Annotated in this window: 17 protein-coding genes; 7 read left to right on the forward strand and 10 right to left on the reverse strand. The window is 34.7% G+C overall.

The window, feature by feature from the left end; genetic code table 11:
- The first annotated feature begins 51 nt into the window (after nucleotides 1-51).
- Both V4538_01150 and V4538_01155 read left to right on the forward strand, forming a co-directional pair.
- A complete protein-coding gene (locus V4538_01150; protein MES2379615.1) occupies nucleotides 52-1,368 on the forward strand; it encodes a hypothetical protein in 1,317 nt (438 codons plus the stop codon).
- Nucleotides 1,361-2,227 (forward strand): pyridoxal-phosphate dependent enzyme, encoded by an 867-nt coding sequence (locus tag V4538_01155; protein MES2379616.1) that lies wholly within the window; start codon nucleotides 1,361-1,363, stop codon nucleotides 2,225-2,227. Before V4538_01150 ends, V4538_01155 begins: the two co-directional genes overlap by 8 nt.
- Nucleotide 2,228: 1 nt before the next feature.
- Here V4538_01155 and V4538_01160 read toward each other — a convergent pair whose 3' ends face one another.
- Nucleotides 2,229-4,508, reverse strand: coding sequence for a T9SS type A sorting domain-containing protein (locus V4538_01160; protein ID MES2379617.1), 2,280 nt, complete (start codon nucleotides 4,506-4,508; stop codon nucleotides 2,229-2,231).
- 70 nt (nucleotides 4,509-4,578) lie between these two features.
- On the opposite strand from V4538_01160, the gene murF reads away from it, so the two are divergent.
- Nucleotides 4,579-5,883 carry a UDP-N-acetylmuramoyl-tripeptide--D-alanyl-D-alanine ligase gene (gene murF, locus V4538_01165; GenBank protein ID MES2379618.1) on the forward strand — a complete coding sequence of 435 codons (1,305 nt, stop codon included), beginning with the start codon at nucleotides 4,579-4,581 and terminating at the stop codon, nucleotides 5,881-5,883.
- Here the strand turns inward: murF and V4538_01170 are convergent.
- From V4538_01170 to V4538_01180, 3 genes are read right to left on the reverse strand one after another with little or no spacing between them, the layout of a single operon-like run.
- Nucleotides 5,880-6,698 (reverse strand): phosphatidate cytidylyltransferase, encoded by an 819-nt coding sequence (locus V4538_01170; GenBank protein ID MES2379619.1) that lies wholly within the window; start codon nucleotides 6,696-6,698, stop codon nucleotides 5,880-5,882. The genes murF and V4538_01170 overlap by 4 nt on opposite strands.
- An 8-nt stretch (nucleotides 6,699-6,706) precedes the next feature.
- A complete protein-coding gene (locus tag V4538_01175) occupies nucleotides 6,707-6,919 on the reverse strand; it encodes a hypothetical protein (protein ID MES2379620.1) in 213 nt (70 codons plus the stop codon).
- Nucleotides 6,912-7,865: a CPBP family intramembrane glutamic endopeptidase gene (locus V4538_01180; protein ID MES2379621.1), complete on the reverse strand. Its 954-nt coding sequence runs from the start codon at nucleotides 7,863-7,865 to the stop codon at nucleotides 6,912-6,914. The genes V4538_01175 and V4538_01180 overlap by 8 nt, the downstream gene beginning before the upstream one ends.
- Nucleotides 7,866-7,907: 42 nt before the next feature.
- On the opposite strand from V4538_01180, the gene dusB reads away from it, so the two are divergent.
- The 4 genes from dusB to V4538_01200 all read left to right on the forward strand — a co-directional run bounded on the left by dusB (nucleotide 7,908) and on the right by V4538_01200 (nucleotide 13,425).
- Entirely contained in the window at nucleotides 7,908-8,903 is a 996-nt protein-coding gene (gene dusB / locus V4538_01185; protein MES2379622.1) for a tRNA dihydrouridine synthase DusB, read from the forward strand.
- A 151-nt stretch (nucleotides 8,904-9,054) separates the two neighbouring features.
- Complete coding sequence (locus tag V4538_01190; protein ID MES2379623.1) at nucleotides 9,055-10,344, forward strand: T9SS type A sorting domain-containing protein; 1,290 nt, start codon at nucleotides 9,055-9,057, stop codon at nucleotides 10,342-10,344.
- Nucleotides 10,345-10,406: 62 nt separating this feature from the next.
- Nucleotides 10,407-12,422: a TonB-dependent receptor gene (locus V4538_01195; protein ID MES2379624.1), complete on the forward strand. Its 2,016-nt coding sequence runs from the start codon at nucleotides 10,407-10,409 to the stop codon at nucleotides 12,420-12,422.
- A 4-nt stretch (nucleotides 12,423-12,426) separates the two neighbouring features.
- Nucleotides 12,427-13,425 carry a hypothetical protein gene (locus V4538_01200; GenBank protein ID MES2379625.1) on the forward strand — a complete coding sequence of 333 codons (999 nt, stop codon included), beginning with the start codon at nucleotides 12,427-12,429 and terminating at the stop codon, nucleotides 13,423-13,425.
- On the opposite strand, the gene V4538_01205 is transcribed toward V4538_01200, so the two are convergent.
- The 6 genes from V4538_01205 to V4538_01230 form a co-directional block, all read right to left on the reverse strand.
- Nucleotides 13,422-14,393: a hypothetical protein gene (locus V4538_01205; protein MES2379626.1), complete on the reverse strand. Its 972-nt coding sequence runs from the start codon at nucleotides 14,391-14,393 to the stop codon at nucleotides 13,422-13,424. The two genes, V4538_01200 and V4538_01205, sit on opposite strands and share 4 nt — an antisense overlap.
- 10 nt (nucleotides 14,394-14,403) lie before the next feature.
- On the reverse strand, nucleotides 14,404-15,879 hold the full coding sequence (locus tag V4538_01210; GenBank protein MES2379627.1) for a P-loop NTPase fold protein: 1,476 nt from the start codon (nucleotides 15,877-15,879) through the stop codon (nucleotides 14,404-14,406).
- Between the two features lie 104 nt (nucleotides 15,880-15,983).
- Nucleotides 15,984-16,955 carry a polyprenyl synthetase family protein gene (locus tag V4538_01215; GenBank protein MES2379628.1) on the reverse strand — a complete coding sequence of 324 codons (972 nt, stop codon included), beginning with the start codon at nucleotides 16,953-16,955 and terminating at the stop codon, nucleotides 15,984-15,986.
- Nucleotides 16,956-17,027: 72 nt separating this feature from the next.
- On the reverse strand, nucleotides 17,028-19,286 hold the full coding sequence (locus tag V4538_01220) for an NADP-dependent malic enzyme (GenBank protein MES2379629.1): 2,259 nt from the start codon (nucleotides 19,284-19,286) through the stop codon (nucleotides 17,028-17,030).
- A gap of 122 nt (nucleotides 19,287-19,408) precedes the next feature.
- Nucleotides 19,409-21,358, reverse strand: coding sequence for a response regulator (locus V4538_01225; GenBank protein ID MES2379630.1), 1,950 nt, complete (start codon nucleotides 21,356-21,358; stop codon nucleotides 19,409-19,411).
- 25 nt (nucleotides 21,359-21,383) lie between these two features.
- Nucleotides 21,384-21,812: a response regulator gene (locus V4538_01230; protein MES2379631.1), complete on the reverse strand. Its 429-nt coding sequence runs from the start codon at nucleotides 21,810-21,812 to the stop codon at nucleotides 21,384-21,386.
- Nucleotides 21,813-21,881: the final 69 nt, after the last annotated feature.

Below are 21,881 nucleotides of genomic sequence, written 5' to 3' on the forward strand. Positions count from 1 at the left end.
GCTTTTGTGATAACGGCACGCAAAATTTATAATTAATGGTATTATTGCATTGTGATTAAAACGCTACAACAATATAAATTTTTAAGCATATTTATAGTTTGTATACATGTACTTTACTTTTTTGTAGCCCTGCACTTTAAAGGAATTTACACGGTTGACTCGGAAGGCTATTTATATTTAGCTAACAATTTAATTGAATACCAAAGTGTTTATGCGGGCAATTTGCTGCAACCTTTATTGGTTGATTATTTTGCACTGCGCCCGCCTTTGTATGGCTATTTCATTGCTTTCAGCAAAGCTATTTATGCATCGGATTTTACTGTTCTGTTTTTGCAGAATATACTTTCGCTTGGCCTATTTTTTTATTTACTAAAGCTGCTTAAGCATTTAGCCATATCCGCTAAAATTACCAATATTGTTATTCCTGTTTACCTTATTTTATATCCTGCTCATTTTGTTTATACCAATACTATTATGAGTGAAACGGTATTTGAGGTGCTAATTTTTGCCTTGTTTTACCATACTTATTTTTTCTATACAAAGCCTTCCTTATGGCGTGTGTTTGTTATTTCTCTTATTATTGGTTTGGCTATGCTTACCAAGCCTGTTGCTATTTTAATCGGGCTAATTATTATTGGTTTAATGGTATTTGTTAAACCTTTTAAAATAAGTTATGTATTGATAGGAGTTTGCATTCCGTGTATTGCGTATTTTAGTTATGGCTATGCAGTAAAAGCGGAAACGGGTTATTTTCAGTTTACTTCCATGAAATCGTTTGCTACTTTAAGGTGTTTAGTAAAGTACAGTGCGGCTGATGTATATGGAAGTGATTATGCTGACAGCTTATGTACCAGCATTTATGATGGAGGTAACAAACAGGCAACGGTAGCTGCACGGTTTAACTATATTGATAGTTGCAGCAATCAATTTTTATTTAACCATAAACTGGCTTTGGCTAAAATATACTTGAAAGGTTGTGGCGTTTATTTACTGGACCCGGGCAGGTATGATTTATATAAACTGATTAACCAAAACAATGATCACGTAAGTGGTATGTTTGAAACCTTGCATCAGCAGGGAGTTAAAGCAATGGTGAAATATCTTTTTAAAATAAACCCAATAGGCTTGTTGGTATTGGGTTTATTGTTCTGTTGGAATATAGTAGTAGTTATTGCTTTTACAGCTATGGTATTTAAGGTAAACAACCCTATTAAATGGCTGATTGTACTTTTTGTATTGTACTTTATTTTCACCACAGGTATGATGGGTATTTCCAGATACCGGGTACATATTTTCCCTTTGTTATTACTGGCTTTTTGTCTTTGGGCAAATCAATCGAACTTTATAAAAAAACACTTACATGATTAACTTTCATTCGCCACTGGAGCCTTTACAGTTTGAAGTTTTTAAAGAAAAGAACATTGAAGTTTTTTTAAAGCGCGATGATTTAATACACCCTTTTGTAAGTGGTAACAAATGGCGCAAACTAAAATATACTTTGCACGATGCTAAAGCCAATAATAAAAAACATTTGGTAAGTTTTGGTGGTGCTTATAGCAACCATTTAAATGCATTGGCTTGTGCAGCGGCTATGTTTGGATTTAAAGCAACTGCTTTTGTAAGGGGTGAAGAAGTGGACAACCACATGTTGGCTTTAAATAAACTATGGGGCATGCACTTGATATTTATTGGCCGCGATGCCTATAAGGATAAACGGGCTTTGTTTAACCAATATTTTGGTAACGATACTGATGCTTATTTTGTTGATGAGGGTGGTGCTGGGCCATTGGGAGCCAAAGGCTGCGAAGACATAGTATATGAGCAGGGACCTGAATACAACAGAATTTTTTGTGCAGTAGGTACAGCCACTACTTTACAAGGTATTACACAAGCCATACAAAAAACCAAACTGACCACAAAGGCAGAAGGTATTTGTGTGTTAAAAGGCGCAGATAATATTGATGAACCGCTACAAACACTCAAGCTAAACAAGCACTATACTATACACCATCAATTTCATGAAGGAGGCTATGCCAAAACCAATGAAGAGTTATTTGCTTTTATTAAACTTTTTGCCAGCCAAACCGGTATTTTATTAGACCCTGTTTATACTGCTAAAATGATGAAAGCCGTATTTACTTTAGCGGAACAAAACTACTTTGCTCCGCATGAAAAAATAGTATGTGTGCATACGGGTGGCTTACTGGGTTTACTTAGTAAGCTTTAGCTTATTTCTGTATTAAAATTTTACGCACCAATTGCTTGCCTGACTCTGTGTTTAGTTTTACAAAGTAAAAACCATCATTTAAATGAGTTGTGCTTAAAACAATCGGCTGGCTAGTGTTTACTGTTTTAGTTAGTACGGTTACTCCCAAAGCATTTATAATGCTTGCCTCTGCTTGTTCATTGCTTAAATTGGTTTCAATGGTTAACACATCTTTTACCGGGTTAGGATAAACGCTTGCTTCAATTTTATTATTCACTAAGTCGTCAGCAGCACCTAAACTGATTTTACCTGTTATACTGCTTTTATAAAACCTGAAACCTCCTCTTTGGTTACCAATCATTAATTCGGGTAAAGTATCACCATCAATATTGGCAACGGTAACGCTTGTATAAAAACCTTGCAATAAACTATCGGCAGGTAATGTAGTATTGTCTTTAAAAATGCTTCTGATTTTTATGGCAGGTTTTGCATTATTAGGATAGATGTCAGTATATAAAGTAACACCCGTGCTATAGCTTCCTACCAGTGCTTCGTAAATACCATCATTATCCAAATCAACAATATGTGGCGTAGCATTTCCATAGGTATCTACACGTGAGCGTACGTTTATTTTGCCCAGCGTATCAATGGTAGGGTTAGCCGTAAATGAAGCTTGTGTTGCTGTTCCATTATTCTGAAAATAAGCCAGTGTACCATTGCGCTTGCCTATTACTAAATCTAACTTTCCGTCCTTGTTTAAATCAATTAGTTGTGGTGCAGTTTCTGTTCCTGCATTTATTGCAAAATAATTGCTATCGCGTTTGGTAAAGCTAATAGTTGAACCTGTTGATGTGTTTTCGAAATAATTGATATAACCATTATACCAACCAAAAATCAAATCTTTTTTACCATCGCCTGTTAAATCGCCAAAGGTGGGTATAACACTTGATAATGCTAAACGGGTGTTGGCTTGTATATCGGCCAAATTGGTATCAACTAAATTAAAAACCGGATTGGTTTGGGTACCTATGTTTTTATATAAATACAATTGGTCAAAACCGTTTTGTGTATATAACCAATTGCCCGCAGTACTTACTACCATATCTTCATCGCCATCGTTATCAATATCAACAAATATTGGCCTTGAATTACCACCTAAGTCTATCATTTCATCCTGCAAAAAATTATTTTTTACATAACTAAAATTGGCAGGTACATTGTTGCTGGCTGCTAAGTTTTTATATAAATAAACATGCTCGTTATTTTTTACCGCAGCAGGCTCGTTGGTGGTAATAATCATATCGGTTACACCATCGTTATCAAAGTCTTTGAAATAAGGTGCAGGCCATATTAAATCCATCGGACGGAATGTGTTGCGGGGAAATATAGTGTCTTCACGTATCATACTATCGTATCCGCTTGCACTTTGTTCTTTACCGTTTTCTAAATAAATAAGTGGTGCAAAAGCACCATCACCAAAGAAAAAATCTTTATCGCCATCCGCATCCATATCAAACGTGGCAAAGGCATTGTTTACGTGCCTTGAGCTTTTACCTACCACCGTTACGTTTAAACCTAAATTAAAACCATGTGTATTTATTTTATAGCTAAAACCGCCCCAGTTTAATTGAGCCAGCTTATATTTTATCGAATCACAGAAAGCATTTCCGTTTGGTCTTGCATTTAAAAACAAATTAAAGTAATTAGAGCCTGTAGGTGATTGAATAAAATCTAATTTTCCATCGTTGTCAATGTCGTCAATTACATTCAAATCGGTTGAACTAAATTCAATACAATCATCTATATCCTGAAAATTATGGTATAGGCAATTCCCTTTTTGTTCAAACTTAAAATTACCGGCTGTAGAAATATTTTTTAAATACCTGATGCCATTAGGCTTGCCAAAGGTATTGGGTTCCACCACAAAAGTAGGACCTGTTGAAGTAAAGATATCTTCTTTACCATCGCAATTATTATCAATTATTTTTAGCCATTGAATTAATGGGGGGAACTGTTGCTCATAACTTGGCGTATATACCCAGTTATTCCCCTGCCATAAATAGGTTAAAACTTTATTCCCTACTCTGTCAAACACCACTAAATCGGGTTGTCCGTCATTGTTTAAATCCAGTTTATTAAACTGGGGGTTTTGCAAACCACCAACAAATGGCGCCTTTAAGGTGTCACTGGAATTTCTTTTTAAAAACTTAGCGTTATTGGCATAATAAAAATGGACATTTTGTGCCGATACATAACCGCTTGTGAACAATAGTACAATAAAAATTCGTAGTACTTTAATCATAATTATTTTGTTTTGTAATCAAATATACATTTTAAAGAATGTATAGCATCTTAAATTTTACTTAAACATTATGATGGCATCAATAAACGAATTATATAAAATATATTTACAATACCCATACATTTCAACTGACACAAGAAATATAAAGAAAGACAGCTTGTTTTTTGCCCTGAAAGGTGAAAAGTTTAATGCCAATGAGTTTGCTGCTGATGCATTAAAAAGCGGAGCTAAGTATGCTATTATTGATGAAGAAAAATATAAAGTTAGTGACAGCTACTTATTGGTTGATGATGTATTAGAAACGCTTCAACACCTAGCCACCCATCACAGGCAGCAATTACAAATACCTGTTATAGCCATAGTGGGTAGCAACGGTAAAACCACTACCAAAGAGTTACTCACTGCAGTGCTCAAACAAAAGTTTAATGTACTGGCTACTCCGGGTAATTTTAACAACCATATTGGCTTACCCTTAACTATACTGCAAATAACTCCCGCACACGAATTGGCTATTATTGAAATGGGCGCCAACCATGTAAACGAAAATGCTTTTTTATGTGACATTGCCTTGCCTTCGATGGGTATAGTAACCAATAACGGAAAGGACCACTTGGAGGGATTTGGAAGCATGGAAGGTGTTATTGCATCGAACATGGAATTGTTTACTTTTTTAGCAAAAAACAATGGTATTGCTTTTATTAATAAACACGATGAAAGTTTAATGCAAATGGCTGAAAATGTAAGCAACAAAAAAACATACGCGGCCAATTTTGAAGGAAGAACCATGCAAGCTGACTATGCTTGTTTTGCCAATGCAATAAGGCCCACTATTGAGTTTACTTTACCCAATGGCACTTTGCCTATTCACTCTAATTTAAGTGGCGATTATAATTTTGATAATATTATGGTAGCCGTGGCTTTTGGCTTGTATTTAAACTTAAGCGAAACGGAAATAAAAAATGGTATTGAAAGCTATCAGCCTGCCAACAACCGTTCGCAAATAGTTAAGACCAATACCAATACTATTTATATGGATGCTTACAATGCCAATCCGAGTAGTATGGAACTATCTATAAAAAACTTTGCGGCCATGCCCTTTAATGACAAAGTGCTTTTTTTAGGTGATATGTTTGAATTGGGAAAATATGCCGAGGATGAGCACCAAGCTATTGTTAACTTATGCCAAACATTGCATTTAGAGGAAGTATATTTATGTGGCCATGATTTTGCAAAAACACAAACTCATTACAAAACATTTGCTACTACAAACGATTGCTTAATATATATTCAAGCCAACCCCATTAAACATAAAAACATTTTTATGAAAGGCTCAAGAGGAATGAAGCTGGAATCGTTAGTACCTGCGCTTGATTAATTGGTAAACAGCAAATAGAAATATACCGCAGGAACTGATAAAAATAGTCCGTCAAAACGGTCTAACACACCACCATGTCCGGGTAAAATATTACCGGAGTCTTTTACATTGATATTGCGTTTTAGTAATGATTCGGTTAAGTCACCAAAGGTGCCAAACACCAGCGTTAATAAACCTACTATTATCCATTCATATACTTCTAATACATCAAAGTATTCGAAACGCACTAATACAAACGCTACAACTATTACCAAAGCAGCACCGCCTGCACTTCCCTCCCAGGTTTTTTTAGGGCTTACTCGTTCAAATAATTTTGTTTTACCAAACTTGCGACCCACTAAATAAGCACCTGTATCGCATGTCCATAACATAATAAAATATCCTATTGGCAAAGCTCCATCATAAATCATGCTGTTGAAACGACCAAAGTCGGCAAGCATACTCAATGGAAAACAAATGTATATAATACCTAATACCTGATAAGCCAATGTATCGAATTCACGTTTGGTGTTTTCGAAAAGCTTAATAATAAACATGAACAAAAACACGGGAATCAAATGGTAGAACCAACTTATATCCCACTGGTTGCGGATAATTAAAGCAAACATTAAATTGATAATACTGCCTGTAATTACACCCAGGTACTGCTCTATCCAGTTTTTATCGGGTAAAAGCAATTGGTAAAACTCCCTTAAGCATAAAAAATTAACGGTAAAGAGTAAAATATAAAACGACCACTCATTTAATACAGTGCAAAGCACAATGGTTAATACAAAAAACAAACCTGTAATGGCTCTTTGCCAAAAATTACTCATGGTATTAATTATTTATTTAAGCTATTGATATTAATTAAATGCAATGCGCTAACAGCATTTTCCTGATGGCAATATATTTCTATTTTGCCAAATAGTTGTGCGTACGAACTATCTGTTTTGTTAATTTCTGAGGTTTCAATTTCGTTGTTAAACAGCAACTGCCTTATATTTTCAGCATCAAACAGGTTGTTTGTTTCTGCTATTTTAACCCAATTACTCATGAATGTTGTTTATAAATATTTGATTGAACCTTAATTTGCTCATGCTATACAGCATAATTACCAAAGCCAATATAGCCAGGGCTGTAATGTAAAAAGGAAAAGTATATTCATCGCGTAAGAAATAAATACTCGGATCCTTTTGCAACAGGTAATTAGCAATAAGCGCAATGGCATTGTTTAAGAAATGGGCTAATACACCTACCCAAATATTACCGCTGTAAGCAAATATATAACCCAGTACTACGCCAAATAAAAAGCGGGGTAAAAAGGCATAAAACTCGCCATGAGCAGCACTAAATAGCAGGGCTGTGAATATGACTGAAACATGTAAATTATAAAAACACATGCGCACAAAATTTTGCAGGCAGCCTCTAAAAAATACTTCCTCCACTATAGCCGGTACTACGGCCACCACCAATAAATTAAATAACAATTGACCAATAGTATTGGCCCTGATAAACATTTCTGACTGTTTTTTAGCCACCTCTTCTGCGTTTCGTAAATAATGTTCCCAGTTTTCAAAATTGGCCGGAAATTTAATATTGTTGTTTAATTCCAGTAACCATGACGAAACGGGAATAGCGGCAATAATTAAGGCAATACCAAACAGGTAATTATAATATTTGGTAGGATGTAATATACGTAAAAAATGTGCCGGGTTTTGATGGAGCGATTTGCTGAAAAAATAAGCCGGTATTATAAAAGTACCTACACTGATAAGGATTTGATTTAACTTAACGGCTAATACACCCGATGGGTTTGCAGCAGGGTTATTTAATATATCATTGATGCTTGTTTGTAAATTAATATTTAAAAACAACTTGGTTAAAAGTAAGCCAACACCGCTTGCCAGTAATGTAAAGCAAATAACCATTCCGAAAAGAATAAGTATGCGCCACAAAAAAAACACAATTGGGTTGGATGCAAATGAGGGTATATTAGACATTTTCGTATTTTTGCAGGCGCAATATAATTTTTTAATAAGTAATTGGTAAAAATAAGCAATATAGAGCTGGGAGAGTTTCCTCTTTTACTGGCACCCATGGAAGACGTAAGCGATCCTCCGTTCAGAGCCGTATGCAAAGCAAATGGTGCTGACTTAATGTACACTGAATTTATTTCGACTGAGGGTTTGGTTAGGAATGCCATTAAGAGCAGGCAAAAGCTTGATATTTTTGACTACGAAAGACCTATTGGCATTCAAATATTTGGTGGTGATGAAGAGGCTATGGCTTTGGCTACGCAAATTGTAGATGCTACCAATCCTGATTTGGTTGATATTAACTTTGGCTGCCCTGTAAAAAAAGTGGTTTGCAAAGGGGCAGGTGCAGGCGTACTTAAAGATATTGAATTAATGGTACGCTTAACAGAAGCGGTAGTAAAATCGACCAAACTGCCGGTTACGGTTAAAACCCGTTTGGGTTGGGACGAAAACAGTAAAAATGTAGAAACAGTTGCCGAAAGACTACAAGATGTGGGAATAGCTGCACTCAGTATTCATGGCAGAACCAGGGCTCAAATGTATAAAGGCGAAGCTGACTGGACCTTAATTGGTAAAATAAAAAACAATCCGCGTATTCACATTCCTATATTTGGTAATGGCGATATTGATAGTCCGCAAAAAGCGGTAGCGTATAAAAACAGGTATGGAGTTGATGGTGTAATGATAGGCAGAGCGGCTATTGGTTACCCCTGGATTTTTAACGAAATAAAACATTTTATAAAAACGGGTGAATTATTGGATGCTCCTTCTGTTGAACAAAGGCTTGATGTGTGTAAAACGCACTTAACCAAAAGTATGGAGTGGAAAGGTGAAAAATTAGGCATTCTGGAAATGCGCAGGCATTACACCCACTATTTTAAAGGATTGAACCATTTTAAAGAGTACCGCACTAAACTGGTAACTCTGGATACGAAAGAAGCGTTAATGGAAGTTTTTGAAACAATCAAAGAAAACTATCTGGTAAACGAACCTTCTTTTTAATAATTTTGACATTCTCCAAACTTAAAAACTACTGATTTACAGAAGCTTTACTTGGCTTTGTAAAAATTCTGTCATAAGCATTAATGCTGAGATTCATCATGCTGTTTATAGCATAAGTGTAACGACTTTTGTCGGCTCTAAAATGAAAGAAATGAAAATAAAATTATTTACACTTATCGCACTTGCTTTTGTAACAAGTGGCACTTTTGCTCAAATTACAATAACGGATTCAGTTAGCATGCTTCCTTCAACCGTTGTTGATGTATTTTACAACCTTGAAACAGGTAAAAAAGATACTGTTAGAAACAACAACTGGCATTTAGCTTTTGCTATGCGCCATGCGCAACCACCTTTAAAAACCATGCAGGCTGCAACCGTTTTAATTAACGAAGGCAGAGGTGTTTCTTTATACAGCAGTACTCAAACTTTAACTAACTGGAGTACATTTGATACTACCAACTGGATGAGCTGGCCAAGTAACTTTAACAGCGATTCAACTTTAGAAGTTGGTGCTTTTAACAAAGGCTTAAATTCATCAAACCCGTTTGATTACGGTTGGGGACAATACAATACAACCAGCAGAGATGTAGTTGGAGCTAAAATATTTTTAGTAGCTATTGATGGTCCTTACCCGGGTGCACCTTCTTCTGGTTTCAGAAAAGTTTGTATTCAAAAAATTGCTTACGATTCGCAATGGGTATTTACAATCAGTAAATTAGACGGAACTGATAGCAATACCGTAACTATTAACAAAAGCCAGTTCAACGGTAAATTATTTGCTTATTATAACATGAACACCAATACTGTAATTGATAGAGAGCCTATTCCTTACTCACAATGGAATTTATTGTTTACCCGTTACAAAACATTGGTAACATTAGGCCCGCAAACAGTTATGTACCCGGTAATGGGTGTATTGCAAAACCCGAACACTATGGCTTATAAAGTAGCAGGTGCTACTGCCAATGCTGCTATTTATGATACGACTAAATTCAATGCAAGAGTTAGAGGTATTGACTGGGATTGGAAAGAAATTACTACAACTCCGGGTGAGTGGCCTGTAAAAGACTCGTTAGTATATTTTACCCGTGTTGACAATAAAATTAACAAAATTAAATTTACTCAATACTACGCTGCATCTGACAGACAAGTAGTTGTTTTCAGTAAAACCAGCTATGCAGGCTTATCAGTTAACGAAAACGTACATAACAATGTTACTGCTTCTGTTTACCCTAACCCGGCAACTACTGAGTTAAACATTGAGTTAAGCAACGCTAAACAAGCTAATGTAACAATCAGTAACTTAAGCGGCAAAACGATTGCTACAGGTAACTTTACTAACGCAGGTAAAGTTGATGTTAGCGGTTTACAAACCGGTATGTACTTATTAAACATTGCTACAGAAAACGGTAGCCAAACAATTAAGTTTATTAAACAATAATTATTGTTTGGGTATTTCATTCGGTGAAAAATAAACACACATATTATTTACAACATATAAGCATGGCCATTTGTGCCATGCTTATATGTTTATATGCAAGTGCCCAAACCAATACCAACCCTGTTGACTCAACAAAAAACAAAGGCCTTAACGAAATAATAATTACGGGTCAGTTAGGTGAAAACACTTTACAAAAATCGGTACTAAAAGTAAAAGTAATTGATGCTAAAAGAATTCAGTTACAAGGTGCTTTTAACTTACCCACTTTATTGGCTAACGAATTAAATGTAAGAATTAACTATGATCCAATGTTGGGTAATAGCATATCTATACAAGGCATTTCGGGTCAAAACATAAAAATACTTATTGATGGTGTGCCGGTAATAGGCCGCGAAAATGGCAATATTGATTTAACGCAAATCAATTTAGCCAATGTAGAAAGAATAGAAATGGTGGAAGGCCCCATGAGTGTAAACTTTGGTACTGATGCCTTAGGCGGGGTACTGAATATTATTACTAAAAAATCGACCAAAAACAAAGGAAGATTGAGCCTTGGCACTTACGGAGAAACCGTAGGACAATATAATTTTGATGCCCAGGCTAACTTGGGTTTTAAGAAAACCGGTTACCAAATAAACTTTCAACGTAATTTTTTTGAAGGATACAATCCTGATGGAGAATCGCGTTTTAAAACATGGAAACCCAGAACGCAATACGTTGGCGATTTTAATTTTACTTATTTTATTAAAAACGGTTCTATTAAAATTAACAACCAGTTCTTTAACGAACAAACCACTAACAAAGGAACGCCCACAGTAAACTCGTTTGAAGCCACTGCGCAGGATGAGTATTACTTTACAAGAAGATTAGGCTCCAGCTTACTTTTTGATAAAAAATTAAACAGTAAATGGCAGTTAAATATTATTGCTGCTTACCAAAACTACCAGCGTATAAGACGCTCGGTTTTTAAAGACATGGTAAGCTTACAGGAAACACTTATTGCCGATGCCAGTTTACAAGATACTACTTACTTTAACCTGTACATGAGCAGAGGAACTTTAACCAATAAAACGGTTAACAACAGAAAACTGAATTACCAGTTAGGTTATGAGGTTAATATTGACCAAACGGAAGGAACAAAAATAGCCAACCAAAAAGCACAAATTGGCGATTATGGACTGTTTGGAGGTGCTGAAATAAAATTAGGCAATCGCCTTTTAATAAGACCTGCAGCTCGTATCATATACAATACTAAATTTGATGCACCTGTTATTCCTTCGCTAAACGTTAAGTTGGATTTAAATACCAATTGGGTTTTAAGGGCTTCGTATGCCAGAGGTTTTAGAGCCCCCTCGTTAAAAGAACTTTATTTGGCTTTTGTTGACCCTAACCACAGCTTACATGGCAACCCTGATTTAAAGGCTGAAACAGGACATAATATTCAATTGGCCGTTACGCATACCAAAAAGCTCAATAAAAATTATACTTTAACGGTTGAGCCAACCGTTTTTTATAACCGCATTCACAATATGATTGATTTGGTTAGGCTTAACTCAAATACTGTGGCTGCACAATACACCAACATAAGTAGTTTTGAAAACATAGGCTTTAACATCAATACGGGTATAGCAAGTAATACTATTAATGCACAGGTTGGCTATGCTTTTAATGCGCGCCAAAACAGTATTATGCAAGCTGCAGGAACCAATACTTACTTTTACACCAACGAGTTTAGAACCAATGTAAGTTATACTTTCAGCAAAGCTTTAACTACGGTTAGTTTGTTTTATAAATACAATGGCGTATTACAATACTACCAATATAACATGACTGATAACAGTATTATACTAGGTACTATGAACGATTTTAACTTACTGGATGCTACCGTGAGTAAGTTTTTACTAAAACGTAAATTAAATGTAACGCTTGGTTGCAAAAATATTTTCAATACCATTAACATACAGGCAAACTTAATAAGCGGCCCACATGCCACAGGTAGCAATAGTGCTGCGGTAGCTATGGGTACCAGTTATTTTGCTTCTTTAAAATTTAACCTTGACTTTTTTACAACCAATTAAACCCATGCTCCTAAGCATTAAAAATATAGTATTCATTGCCATTATCGTTTTTGTATTTGCATCGTGCGAAAAGGAAGACCAACCCATTAAATTACCGCCAAGAGGTAATAGTTCATTTATGTCTATTACTTTAGGAAAAGATTTTGAAAAGCAGGCATTCCTTAATTTAAAGGATAGCCAGATTACTTTGGTTGATATTAACTCGTGGGATCTGGCTTTTGATGCTTCGCCTTTTGGTTCTGATGTGTACTTAAATGGTGGAATGGATATGTATGCTGCGGATACTAAACGCAAAAACTTTTTTATTACTAATAACACTGATACTTTTAATTATAAATGGGATAGCCCTTGCGGATGCAAAGACTCTTTGGCTTTATCGCATTGGTGTGATTTTAACAGAACCGGTAAAGGAAATCTTTATATGTTAGACCGTGGTAGTTACTATACTACCAACAGATTTATAGAATTCAGGCTTATACAAGCTACACCTTACGAGTATCTTTTTGAGTACGCTTATATTGACAACCAGCAATTGATTTACAAAGTTACCTTACCTAAAGACCCTTCTAAAACCAAAGTATATTATAGCTTTACAACACCTAACACATATATAAACTTTGAACCGCAAAAGGATAAGTGGGATTTGTGCTTTTTAAAATACCGTTATGTATTTTACGAAACGAATGTATTGACTAAATATGTGGTAAGGGGTATATTTATTAATTCATCAAAAATAAGTGTAGCTGTTGATAGTACTAATACTTTTGAATCTATTACCCCAAGTATGGCGGTTAATAATTTTCATTACAGTGACATGCGCGATGTAATTGGTTACGACTGGAAAATTTACAATTTTACCACCGGGCAATACAATACACGAGCTAATGTAAATTACATCATATACAACAAATATGACCAAGAGTTATATAAACTGCGTTTCTTAGACTTTAACTTAAACGGGGTTAAAGGCACACCTAAGTTTGAATACGTGGGGTTAAATTAACTTATTATTGCTTTTACAATAAAAACTATATTTAATAGCAGGTATAGTATTAAAAGTACTTTTGCCGACTTCTTATCAATTCTATTGGCCATTTTAAGCTTATTGGTTTTACTTAAACTGAGTGAATAAACGCTTAAAATAATGGTTATTAATATCGACACAAAAGTAAATGCATGCAATGAGTCCACTAAGGTAAATGTAGATGACTCCGGTAAAATGGAATCAATAATATATTTATTACCAACGGCTGCAAACAGGGAACCTACGCTTAACCCAAACCTTGATTCTATACTATCGGCATGGATAAAGAAACACATGTACGAAATAAAAAACGATACGTACATACATAAAAACAATTTGAAAAATAGACCCCAGGCATTGCGCTCTATATAAATATCGACTGTAAAGGAACCATAATCGGAATGAGGGCTTGGTAATGTTACATCGCCAAAAGTAGTTTCATAACCACGTAATCCCGTAATCACATCTACTTTACTTATATCCCAACCGGCTATGGTCAGTTCCGGATCAAAATGTTTACCAGAAGTATCGGCTACAAAAACCAAACTACGCGCATCGTATTGTGAGTTTTCAATATGTACTTCCAGCTTTTGTTTATCGAAGGGATAATTGTGTACCTGCCACGATTCTTTCATTACGCACTTCATCTTCATCAGGGTAAATATTTCACCATTGGAAGTATCACTGTAATTATCTGTATTTTCAATTGATTTGGCATTTGGTACTTCTACATTTTTACCAAAGTTAAACGTTTTGTTTTTGTACCTGAACCACAACCAAAACCGTACGGTATATTCTTTTTGTCTAAAATCTATATCGTGTAAGCTGATAAAATAAATACCCACTTTAACGGTGTCAGGTGGTACAACCGGTTCCTCTTCAGCTGCTTTGCTTATTTTAGCACTTAGTAATAATAAAATGGGTAAAAGAATAAGGAGTTTTTTCATGGGTAGGTCTTTAATTTTTGTATAAATAAAACTCTAATTGAAGTATTTTTAAAGTTTGATAAAGAATATCGAATGGATAAAGCACGCCTCTTTCCGCACCAGATATTATCCGAGAATGAACACCTCTTGCATATTCTCCATATCCTTGTAAAACATAACTAAATTTTAAATCATGTTTTCCTGATTTATAAAAAAAGTTAACTGGAGTATTAGAAGAAAAATCAAGACTAAGTTTATGCTTTCTTATATCTAAAAGAAATATTGTCGATTCCAATAATCGTACCATTTCTTTATTCGAATTCCTGGTGTTTATTTCAATCATAAAACTATCACTACAATCATAAAAAGCTTGCTCCATAAGATTTGCATTACCGAATACATAGCTTACAAAATCTAGAATTGGTATTATCATTATTGAACTTTTAGAATACGGATAATAATCTTTTAACTCCTCATTTTTAAAATAATAATTTCTTTCAGGTAATTTAATTAATGATCGCGTAGTAATTTTATTATTATTAATTAACCATTTTAATATTTCAATTACTAAATAATTAATTGTTCTACTTGGGTCTTCATTAAATTTATATATTGATTTTGTGTCTTCATTATTTGGCAGAACCTTATTGAAATATTTACCTACATTTTCTAAAATGCTCTTTAAATTATCATAAACAAAAACATTTAGTGAAAAGAATTTATTCAAATAACCACTAAAATCTGTTTTCTCCCCGTATTTCGTTGCAAAAATTGATTTTAAATTAGCAACATCTGTTACAAAAATTATTTTACTAAAACAGAATTTATTTTCGCTTGAATTGTGGTCGAAATGTGCAGCAAAAACATTCAGTAATCTAAAAATATGCTCCGGGTCAATCCTATCTAAGTCATCAATAATAAGGATTGTTTCTTTTCCTTTTTCATTTAACTGCTGAACTAAATTTCTAATTAACTGGGTATAGAAATCTTCCTCATAAATGGAGCCCTTTTTATTTCGAAACTTCCCTAAAAACTCAAATGCTTTTATTGTATCATTTTCTTTTACTTGTTCTTTGAACTTCAGATATTTTTCTTGAAGCTTTTGTAATGAATCAAGTATCGGAATAATGCTTTTACCTAACTCAGAAGTATTTTCTACAAATGGTTTTATAATATCAATAGCATTTTCATATAAAAAATACTGCGCTGTAAACAAATCTGAAAACTCTGTATTATCAATATCTATATCCTTTTGCAATAACTCAAACAATATATCATGTTTAATTAGCTCAAATATATCTTCATTACTTGCTACGCTATAGTTAACCGGATATAAATGAACAACTTCATACTTTAAATCATCCGCAAAAAACTCTTTTAAAAAATAGGTTTTACCTGTTCCAAAAGGCGCAGAAAATAATATTCTACTATTACCTTCAACTGACAAGTGATTTTCAAAATCCTTTTTAGGTTCTTCTATAGAAATTGGAAATGCTGATGCCGTCATAATTAAATACTAAAGTAACAAAAAAACGCGAATTCAAAAATTCGCACTTCTTTATGTATATTATACCATTTAGTTTGAATAAAGTAATTGGTATTACAATATGCTTAGTTTTTCCTGTCAATAATGTACTCTACCAACATGGCTAGTTTGTTTGCTACTTCTTTATTGTTTTGAGCAGCTAAAATGGCCAGGGCTTTTTCTTTGTATTCAATCATGGCTTTGCGTGTGTAAGCTATGCCATCGTGTTCGTTTACATACTTTATAACTTCAGCCACCCGTTTCTTTTCGGTATTGTGGTTTTTTATGGAGTTAATAATATAATTCCGTGTAGTCCTGTCAGCATTGTTAATGGTGTAAATAATAGGCAGCGTTAGTTTTTTTTCTTTTAAATCAATGCCTGTTGGCTTGCCTATATCGTCATCGCCATAATCCAGTAAATCGTCTTTTATCTGAAAGGCTATGCCTATGTATTCGCCAAACAAACGCATTTGTTCTACCTGTTCGGTATTGGCTCCGGCACTGGCAGCCCCAATGGCACAACAAGACGCAATTAAGGAGGCTGTTTTTTTGCGGATAATATCGTAGTAAACTTCTTCTGACAGGTTTAAGTTTCTGGCTTTTTCAATTTGCAGTAACTCACCTTCACTCATTTGCTCAACGGCTGTACTTACCAGCTCAAGCAATTGGAAATCTTTATTTTTAACGGCTAATAGTAATCCTTTGGACAATAAATAATCGCCAACTAAAACGGCTATTTTGTTTTTCCAAAGCGCATTGATACTAAAAAAACCTCTGCGCTCATCGCTGTCATCTACCACATCATCGTGCACCAAAGTAGCGGTGTGTAATAACTCTACCAAGCTGGCTCCTCTGTAAGTAGCATCGTTTACCTCGTTAAACAATTTAGCACAGTAAAACACAAACATGGGCCTTACTTGTTTGCCTTTGCGTTTTACTATGTATGTCATAATAGTATCAAGCAAAGCCACATTGCTTTTCATAGCCAGTTTAAATTTGTTTTCAAACAAATCTAACTCATGGGCAATGGGTTGTTTTATGATATCTATTTTACTCAATAATTTATTATTACTTACCTACAAATATTGCTATTTGTATGCAAAATGTGTTATAACTTATATTAGCTATTTTTAGCTTTTACTTTGCGCATCAACTACGGCAATAGTAACCATATTTACTATTTCGCGCACGCTGCTACCTAATTGTAATACGTGAGCCGATTTTTTCAACCCTAATAATACGGGCCCGATTGCTTCGGCCGAACCTAATTCCTGCAACATTTTATAAGTAATGTTACCTGACGAAAGGGATGGAAAAATTAAGGTATTTACGGGCTCACCATTTAACTCGCTAAATGGAAAATTAGCACTTAACAGTTTTTGATTGAGTGCTACGTTTGCCTGTATATCGCCATCAACAACCATGTTTGGATAACGCTCTTTCAGCATATTGCGCACTTTCATCATTTTCTGAGGCACTTCTCCATCTGCCGATCCAAAATTACTATAGCTTAACAGGGCAATGCGTGGTTCTATATTGAATTTTTTAACTGCTTTGTAGGTTGAATAGGTAATATCTACTAAATCATCGGTACTTGGGTAACGGTTAACGGTAGTATCTGAAAAGAATAAAGTACCTTTTTTGCTTAGCATAATATACATGCCGGCTACGTTTTTGGTTCCATCTTCTTTACCTAAAATTTGTAAGGCCGGTTTAATAGAGGTTGGATAATTTTTGGTTAGCCCACTAATCATGGCATCTGCCTCTCCCATCTCAACCATCATAGGCGCAAAATAATTTCTATCGCGCATGAGTTTACGTGCTTCGTGCAGGGTAATGCCTTTGCGTTGGCGTTTCATAAAAAACATATCAGCAAAATTATGCAATGTTCTTTCTTCTTCCATTGGGTCAATAATGGTTATATCGCCTAGCTTAATATGGTTTTCTGCTATAATAGCATTTATTTTTTCTTTGTTGCCTAATAGTATCGGAATAGCGATTCCTTCGTCTTTTACAATTTGTGCTGCACGCAATATTTTATAATTATCGGCTTCGGCAAATACTACACGTTTAGGGGCTTGTTTTGCTTTATCGGTTATAGCTCTTACAAAATTGCTTTCTTTACCTAGTCTGGCCAACAATTGGTGGTTGTATTTTTCCCAATCGGTAATCGGGTTTTTAGCTACGCCACTTTCCATTGCAGCTTTGGCTACTGCCGGAGAAACGGTAGTAATTAAACGTGGGTCAATTGGTTTTGGAATAATATAATTTTTACCAAATGTTACGTTCTTTTCGTTGTAAGCTAAGTTTACAATTTCAGGAACAGGCTCCTTGGTTAACTGGGCTAAGGCATGTACCGCAGCCAGTTTCATTTCTTCGGTAATTTTTGTGGCACGTACGTCTAAAGCACCTCTGAAAATGTAAGGAAAACCCAATACATTATTTACTTGGTTAGGATAATCGCTGCGGCCTGTTGCTAAAATAATATCAGGTCTTGAGGCTATAGCCAAATCGTATGAAATTTCGGGATTTGGGTTGGCTAAAGCAAATACTATACAATCTTTGGCCATGCTTCTTAACATATCCTGGCTTACTACATCGGCTTTTGATAAACCAACAAATACATCGGCATTAGCCATTGCATCCTGCAGTGTATGTATATCGCGTGAAGTAGCAAATTGTTTTTTTGTATCGTCTAAATTAGGGCTGTCTACTCTGATTACACCTTTGCTATCGCACATAATCAAGTTTTCTTTTTGCACGCCTAATGCTAACATAATTTTAGCACAGCTAATAGCCGAAGCTCCTGCACCATTATAAACAACTTGAACGTTATTTATATTTTTACTTACTAACTCTAATGCATTTAACAAAGCAGCTCCTGTAATAATAGCTGTTCCATGTTGGTCATCATGCATAATTGGAATATCCAATTCTTCTTTTAAGCGTCTTTCTATTTCAAAACACTCGGGAGCTTTAATATCTTCTAAGTTTATACCACCAAATGTACAGGCTATATTTTTAACGGTATTGATAAACTCTTCTGTATTTTTGGTGCTTATTTCTATATCGAAAACATCTATATCGGCAAAAATTTTAAATAAAACGCCTTTGCCTTCCATAACCGGTTTTGATGCTTCGGGGCCAATATCACCAAGACCAAGCACTGCTGTTCCATTTGAAATAACAGCTACTAAATTGCCTTTGGCTGTATATTTATATACATCGTCCGGATTTTCGGCTATGGCTAAACAGGGTTCTGCTACACCCGGTGAATAGGCTAAACTTAAATCGCGTTTGGTATTGGTTGGTTTGGTAGGTACTACAGCAATTTTACCGGGACGGCCTTTGCTATGGTATTTTAGTGCATCTTCTTTTAATTGACTCATTTTTAAAAAATTTATAGCTAAAGAAAATTTTGTTTACAGCCTCTTTTTAGCCAGATTTTAAGCAAGCGATATTAGATTTTTATTGACTAAAATAAAAAAAAATTAAACGTGGTAATACCTACTTATCGTTGGGTTACGTATTTAAGTACTTTCTGGTAAAGTTCTTCAGGGTTAAATGGCTTGGTAACAAAGTCATTCATATTGGCCTCAATCACTTTTTTGCGCGTTTCGCTAAAGGCATCGGCACTTAATGCAATAATTGGTATGTTTGAATTTTTAACGGTGGTGTTTGGGGCACGTATCATTTCGGCTGCCTGGAAACCACTCATTTCAGGCATTTGCAAGTCCATTAACACTAGGTGAAAATCATCTCTGGTAGAAAGAATTTCAATAGCTTCTACCCCATTGTTCGCAATTTCTACATCGGTATTCCAGCGTTTAAAAAACTGCTTGGCTACAAACTGGTTCATTACATTATCTTCCACAATAAGAATTTTGTAACGGCTTAAGTCGTACACTTCTTCCTTTAATTCTTCTTTCTTCAAAGCTTTTAACTTGCTAATTTCAAATGGTAACTCCACACTAAAGGTAGTACCCTGGCCTACCCTGCTTTTAATATTTATATTCCCGTTTTGTAAAAGGGTCAGGTTTTTTGTAATGGCTAAGCCTAAACCTGTTCCACCAAACTTACGGGTTGTATCGGTATATGCCTGGGTAAAACTTTCAAATATTTTTGAGTGTTTGTGCTCAGGAATACCTATTCCTGTATCGCTCACGGTAAAGGCTACTAGCGCTTTGTCCTGTTTGTTTGAAAGTAAATTTACATTTACCGTTATTGAACCTTTTGAAGTAAATTTAATAGCATTACCTACCAGGTTAAATAGTATTTGATTGAGTCGGTATGGATCGCCTTTTAAAATGTTAGGTATGGCTTCATCTATACTGATAACAAAATTTAAGTCCTTTTCTTTTGAGCGGTACTCGAAAGTTTTGTATAACTCTGACATGCGTTCACGTATGTCAAATTCTATGTTTTCAAAGGTTATTTTACCGGCTTCTATTTTACTAAAATCTAAAATATCATTTATAATAACTAATAAATTATCGGCTGAATACCTGATTGATTTTAAATTTTCGAGTATGGTGCCCTGTAAGTTTTCTTCTAAAAGTAATTCAGTTAAGCCCATAATAGCATTCATTGGAGTGCGTATTTCATGGCTCATGTTTGATAAAAATTCGGTTTTTGCTTTGGCCGAATTAATAGCATCGTTGCGGGCTTGTAATAACTCTTTTTGAAACTTTTTATTTTCAGTTATATCTTTACTAAAAATAGCAACACCTGTTACTTCTCCTTCTATTTTAATTGGGTTGTAGGTGGTTTCTAAGCAAGTGTATTCATCACTGATTGAAGGCTCTTCAATGGTGGTTATACTCTCCCCTTTTAAGCATTCTTTAAAGTGTTGTAATATTTCTATATCGTCAATAATTTCATCTATATGCTGACCTATTTGAATATCTATATTTTTATCGGCTTTTACTTTGTTTTTAAATGAACTGTTGAAGGAGATAAAGCATAAGTTTTTATCGAGCGCATAAATATAATTCTGGGTGCTTTCTACAATAGCTGTCAGGCGGCTATTGTTTTCTTTTATGGCCTGTTCAGCTTTTAATCTTTGTTGCTCAATTTCGCCAATACGAACGCCATTTAAAACTACTTTTTCAATATAATCTGGGCTGATTTCTGCTTTGGGAAAATAATCAAAAGCGCCATTCTTAATCATTTGTACGGCTAACTTTTCATCGCCTTGTGAGGTCATAACGGCTATGGGTGTAAGCACATTAAACTCTCTTATTTTTTTCAGTAATTCAAGTCCGTCAAATCCGGGAAGCAGGTAATCTAAAAAAATGCAGTCGTAATTATTACGGGTTATTTTAATTAATGTTTCTGAAGCATTTTTACATATGTCAAGCGTATAACTTAGGCCTGTTTTTTTAATAGCTCTTTCAAATGATATAATGTCCACATCATCATCGTCAACCAATAAAATTTTGTAATTACTCTCAGCGTGCATTTTTTAAGTTAGTCAAAAATAGGGATTAATTTGGAAATTCGCAAAGTTTCCAAAAGCTATTTAAGGTACTAACTACATCCATAAACTGCTCCATTGATAAAGGCTTTAATATATAGCCCGCTACGTTCAAATTAAAAGCCTCTACTTTGTCGTTGTCTTCGTTAGAAGTGGTCATCACAAAAACACTCAGATTTTTTAATTGTTCATCGTGTCGTATCTCTTTCAAAAACTCTATTCCTCCCATTTTGGGCATGTTTAAATCAAGCAAAATAATTTTGGGAACTTCGAGTGGAGTATTAGCGTGTGCATTTCTTAAATAAGCCAATGCTTCAATACCATTATTGGTTACTGCCAGACTGTGTTGAACATTATTTTTTTTGAATGCTCTTTTTACATTCATAATATCAACTTCATCATCTTCGACTAATAAAATATTGAATACAGTACCGCTCATTTTAATATAATTTTATTTCAAGTATATAAAACATTTTTTACTGCAACTAAAAAGATTATTAACTTTATG

Source organism: Bacteroidota bacterium, assembly GCA_040388375.1.
In the GTDB taxonomy this organism is placed as follows: domain Bacteria; phylum Bacteroidota; class Bacteroidia; order UKL13-3; family UKL13-3; genus JAAFJM01.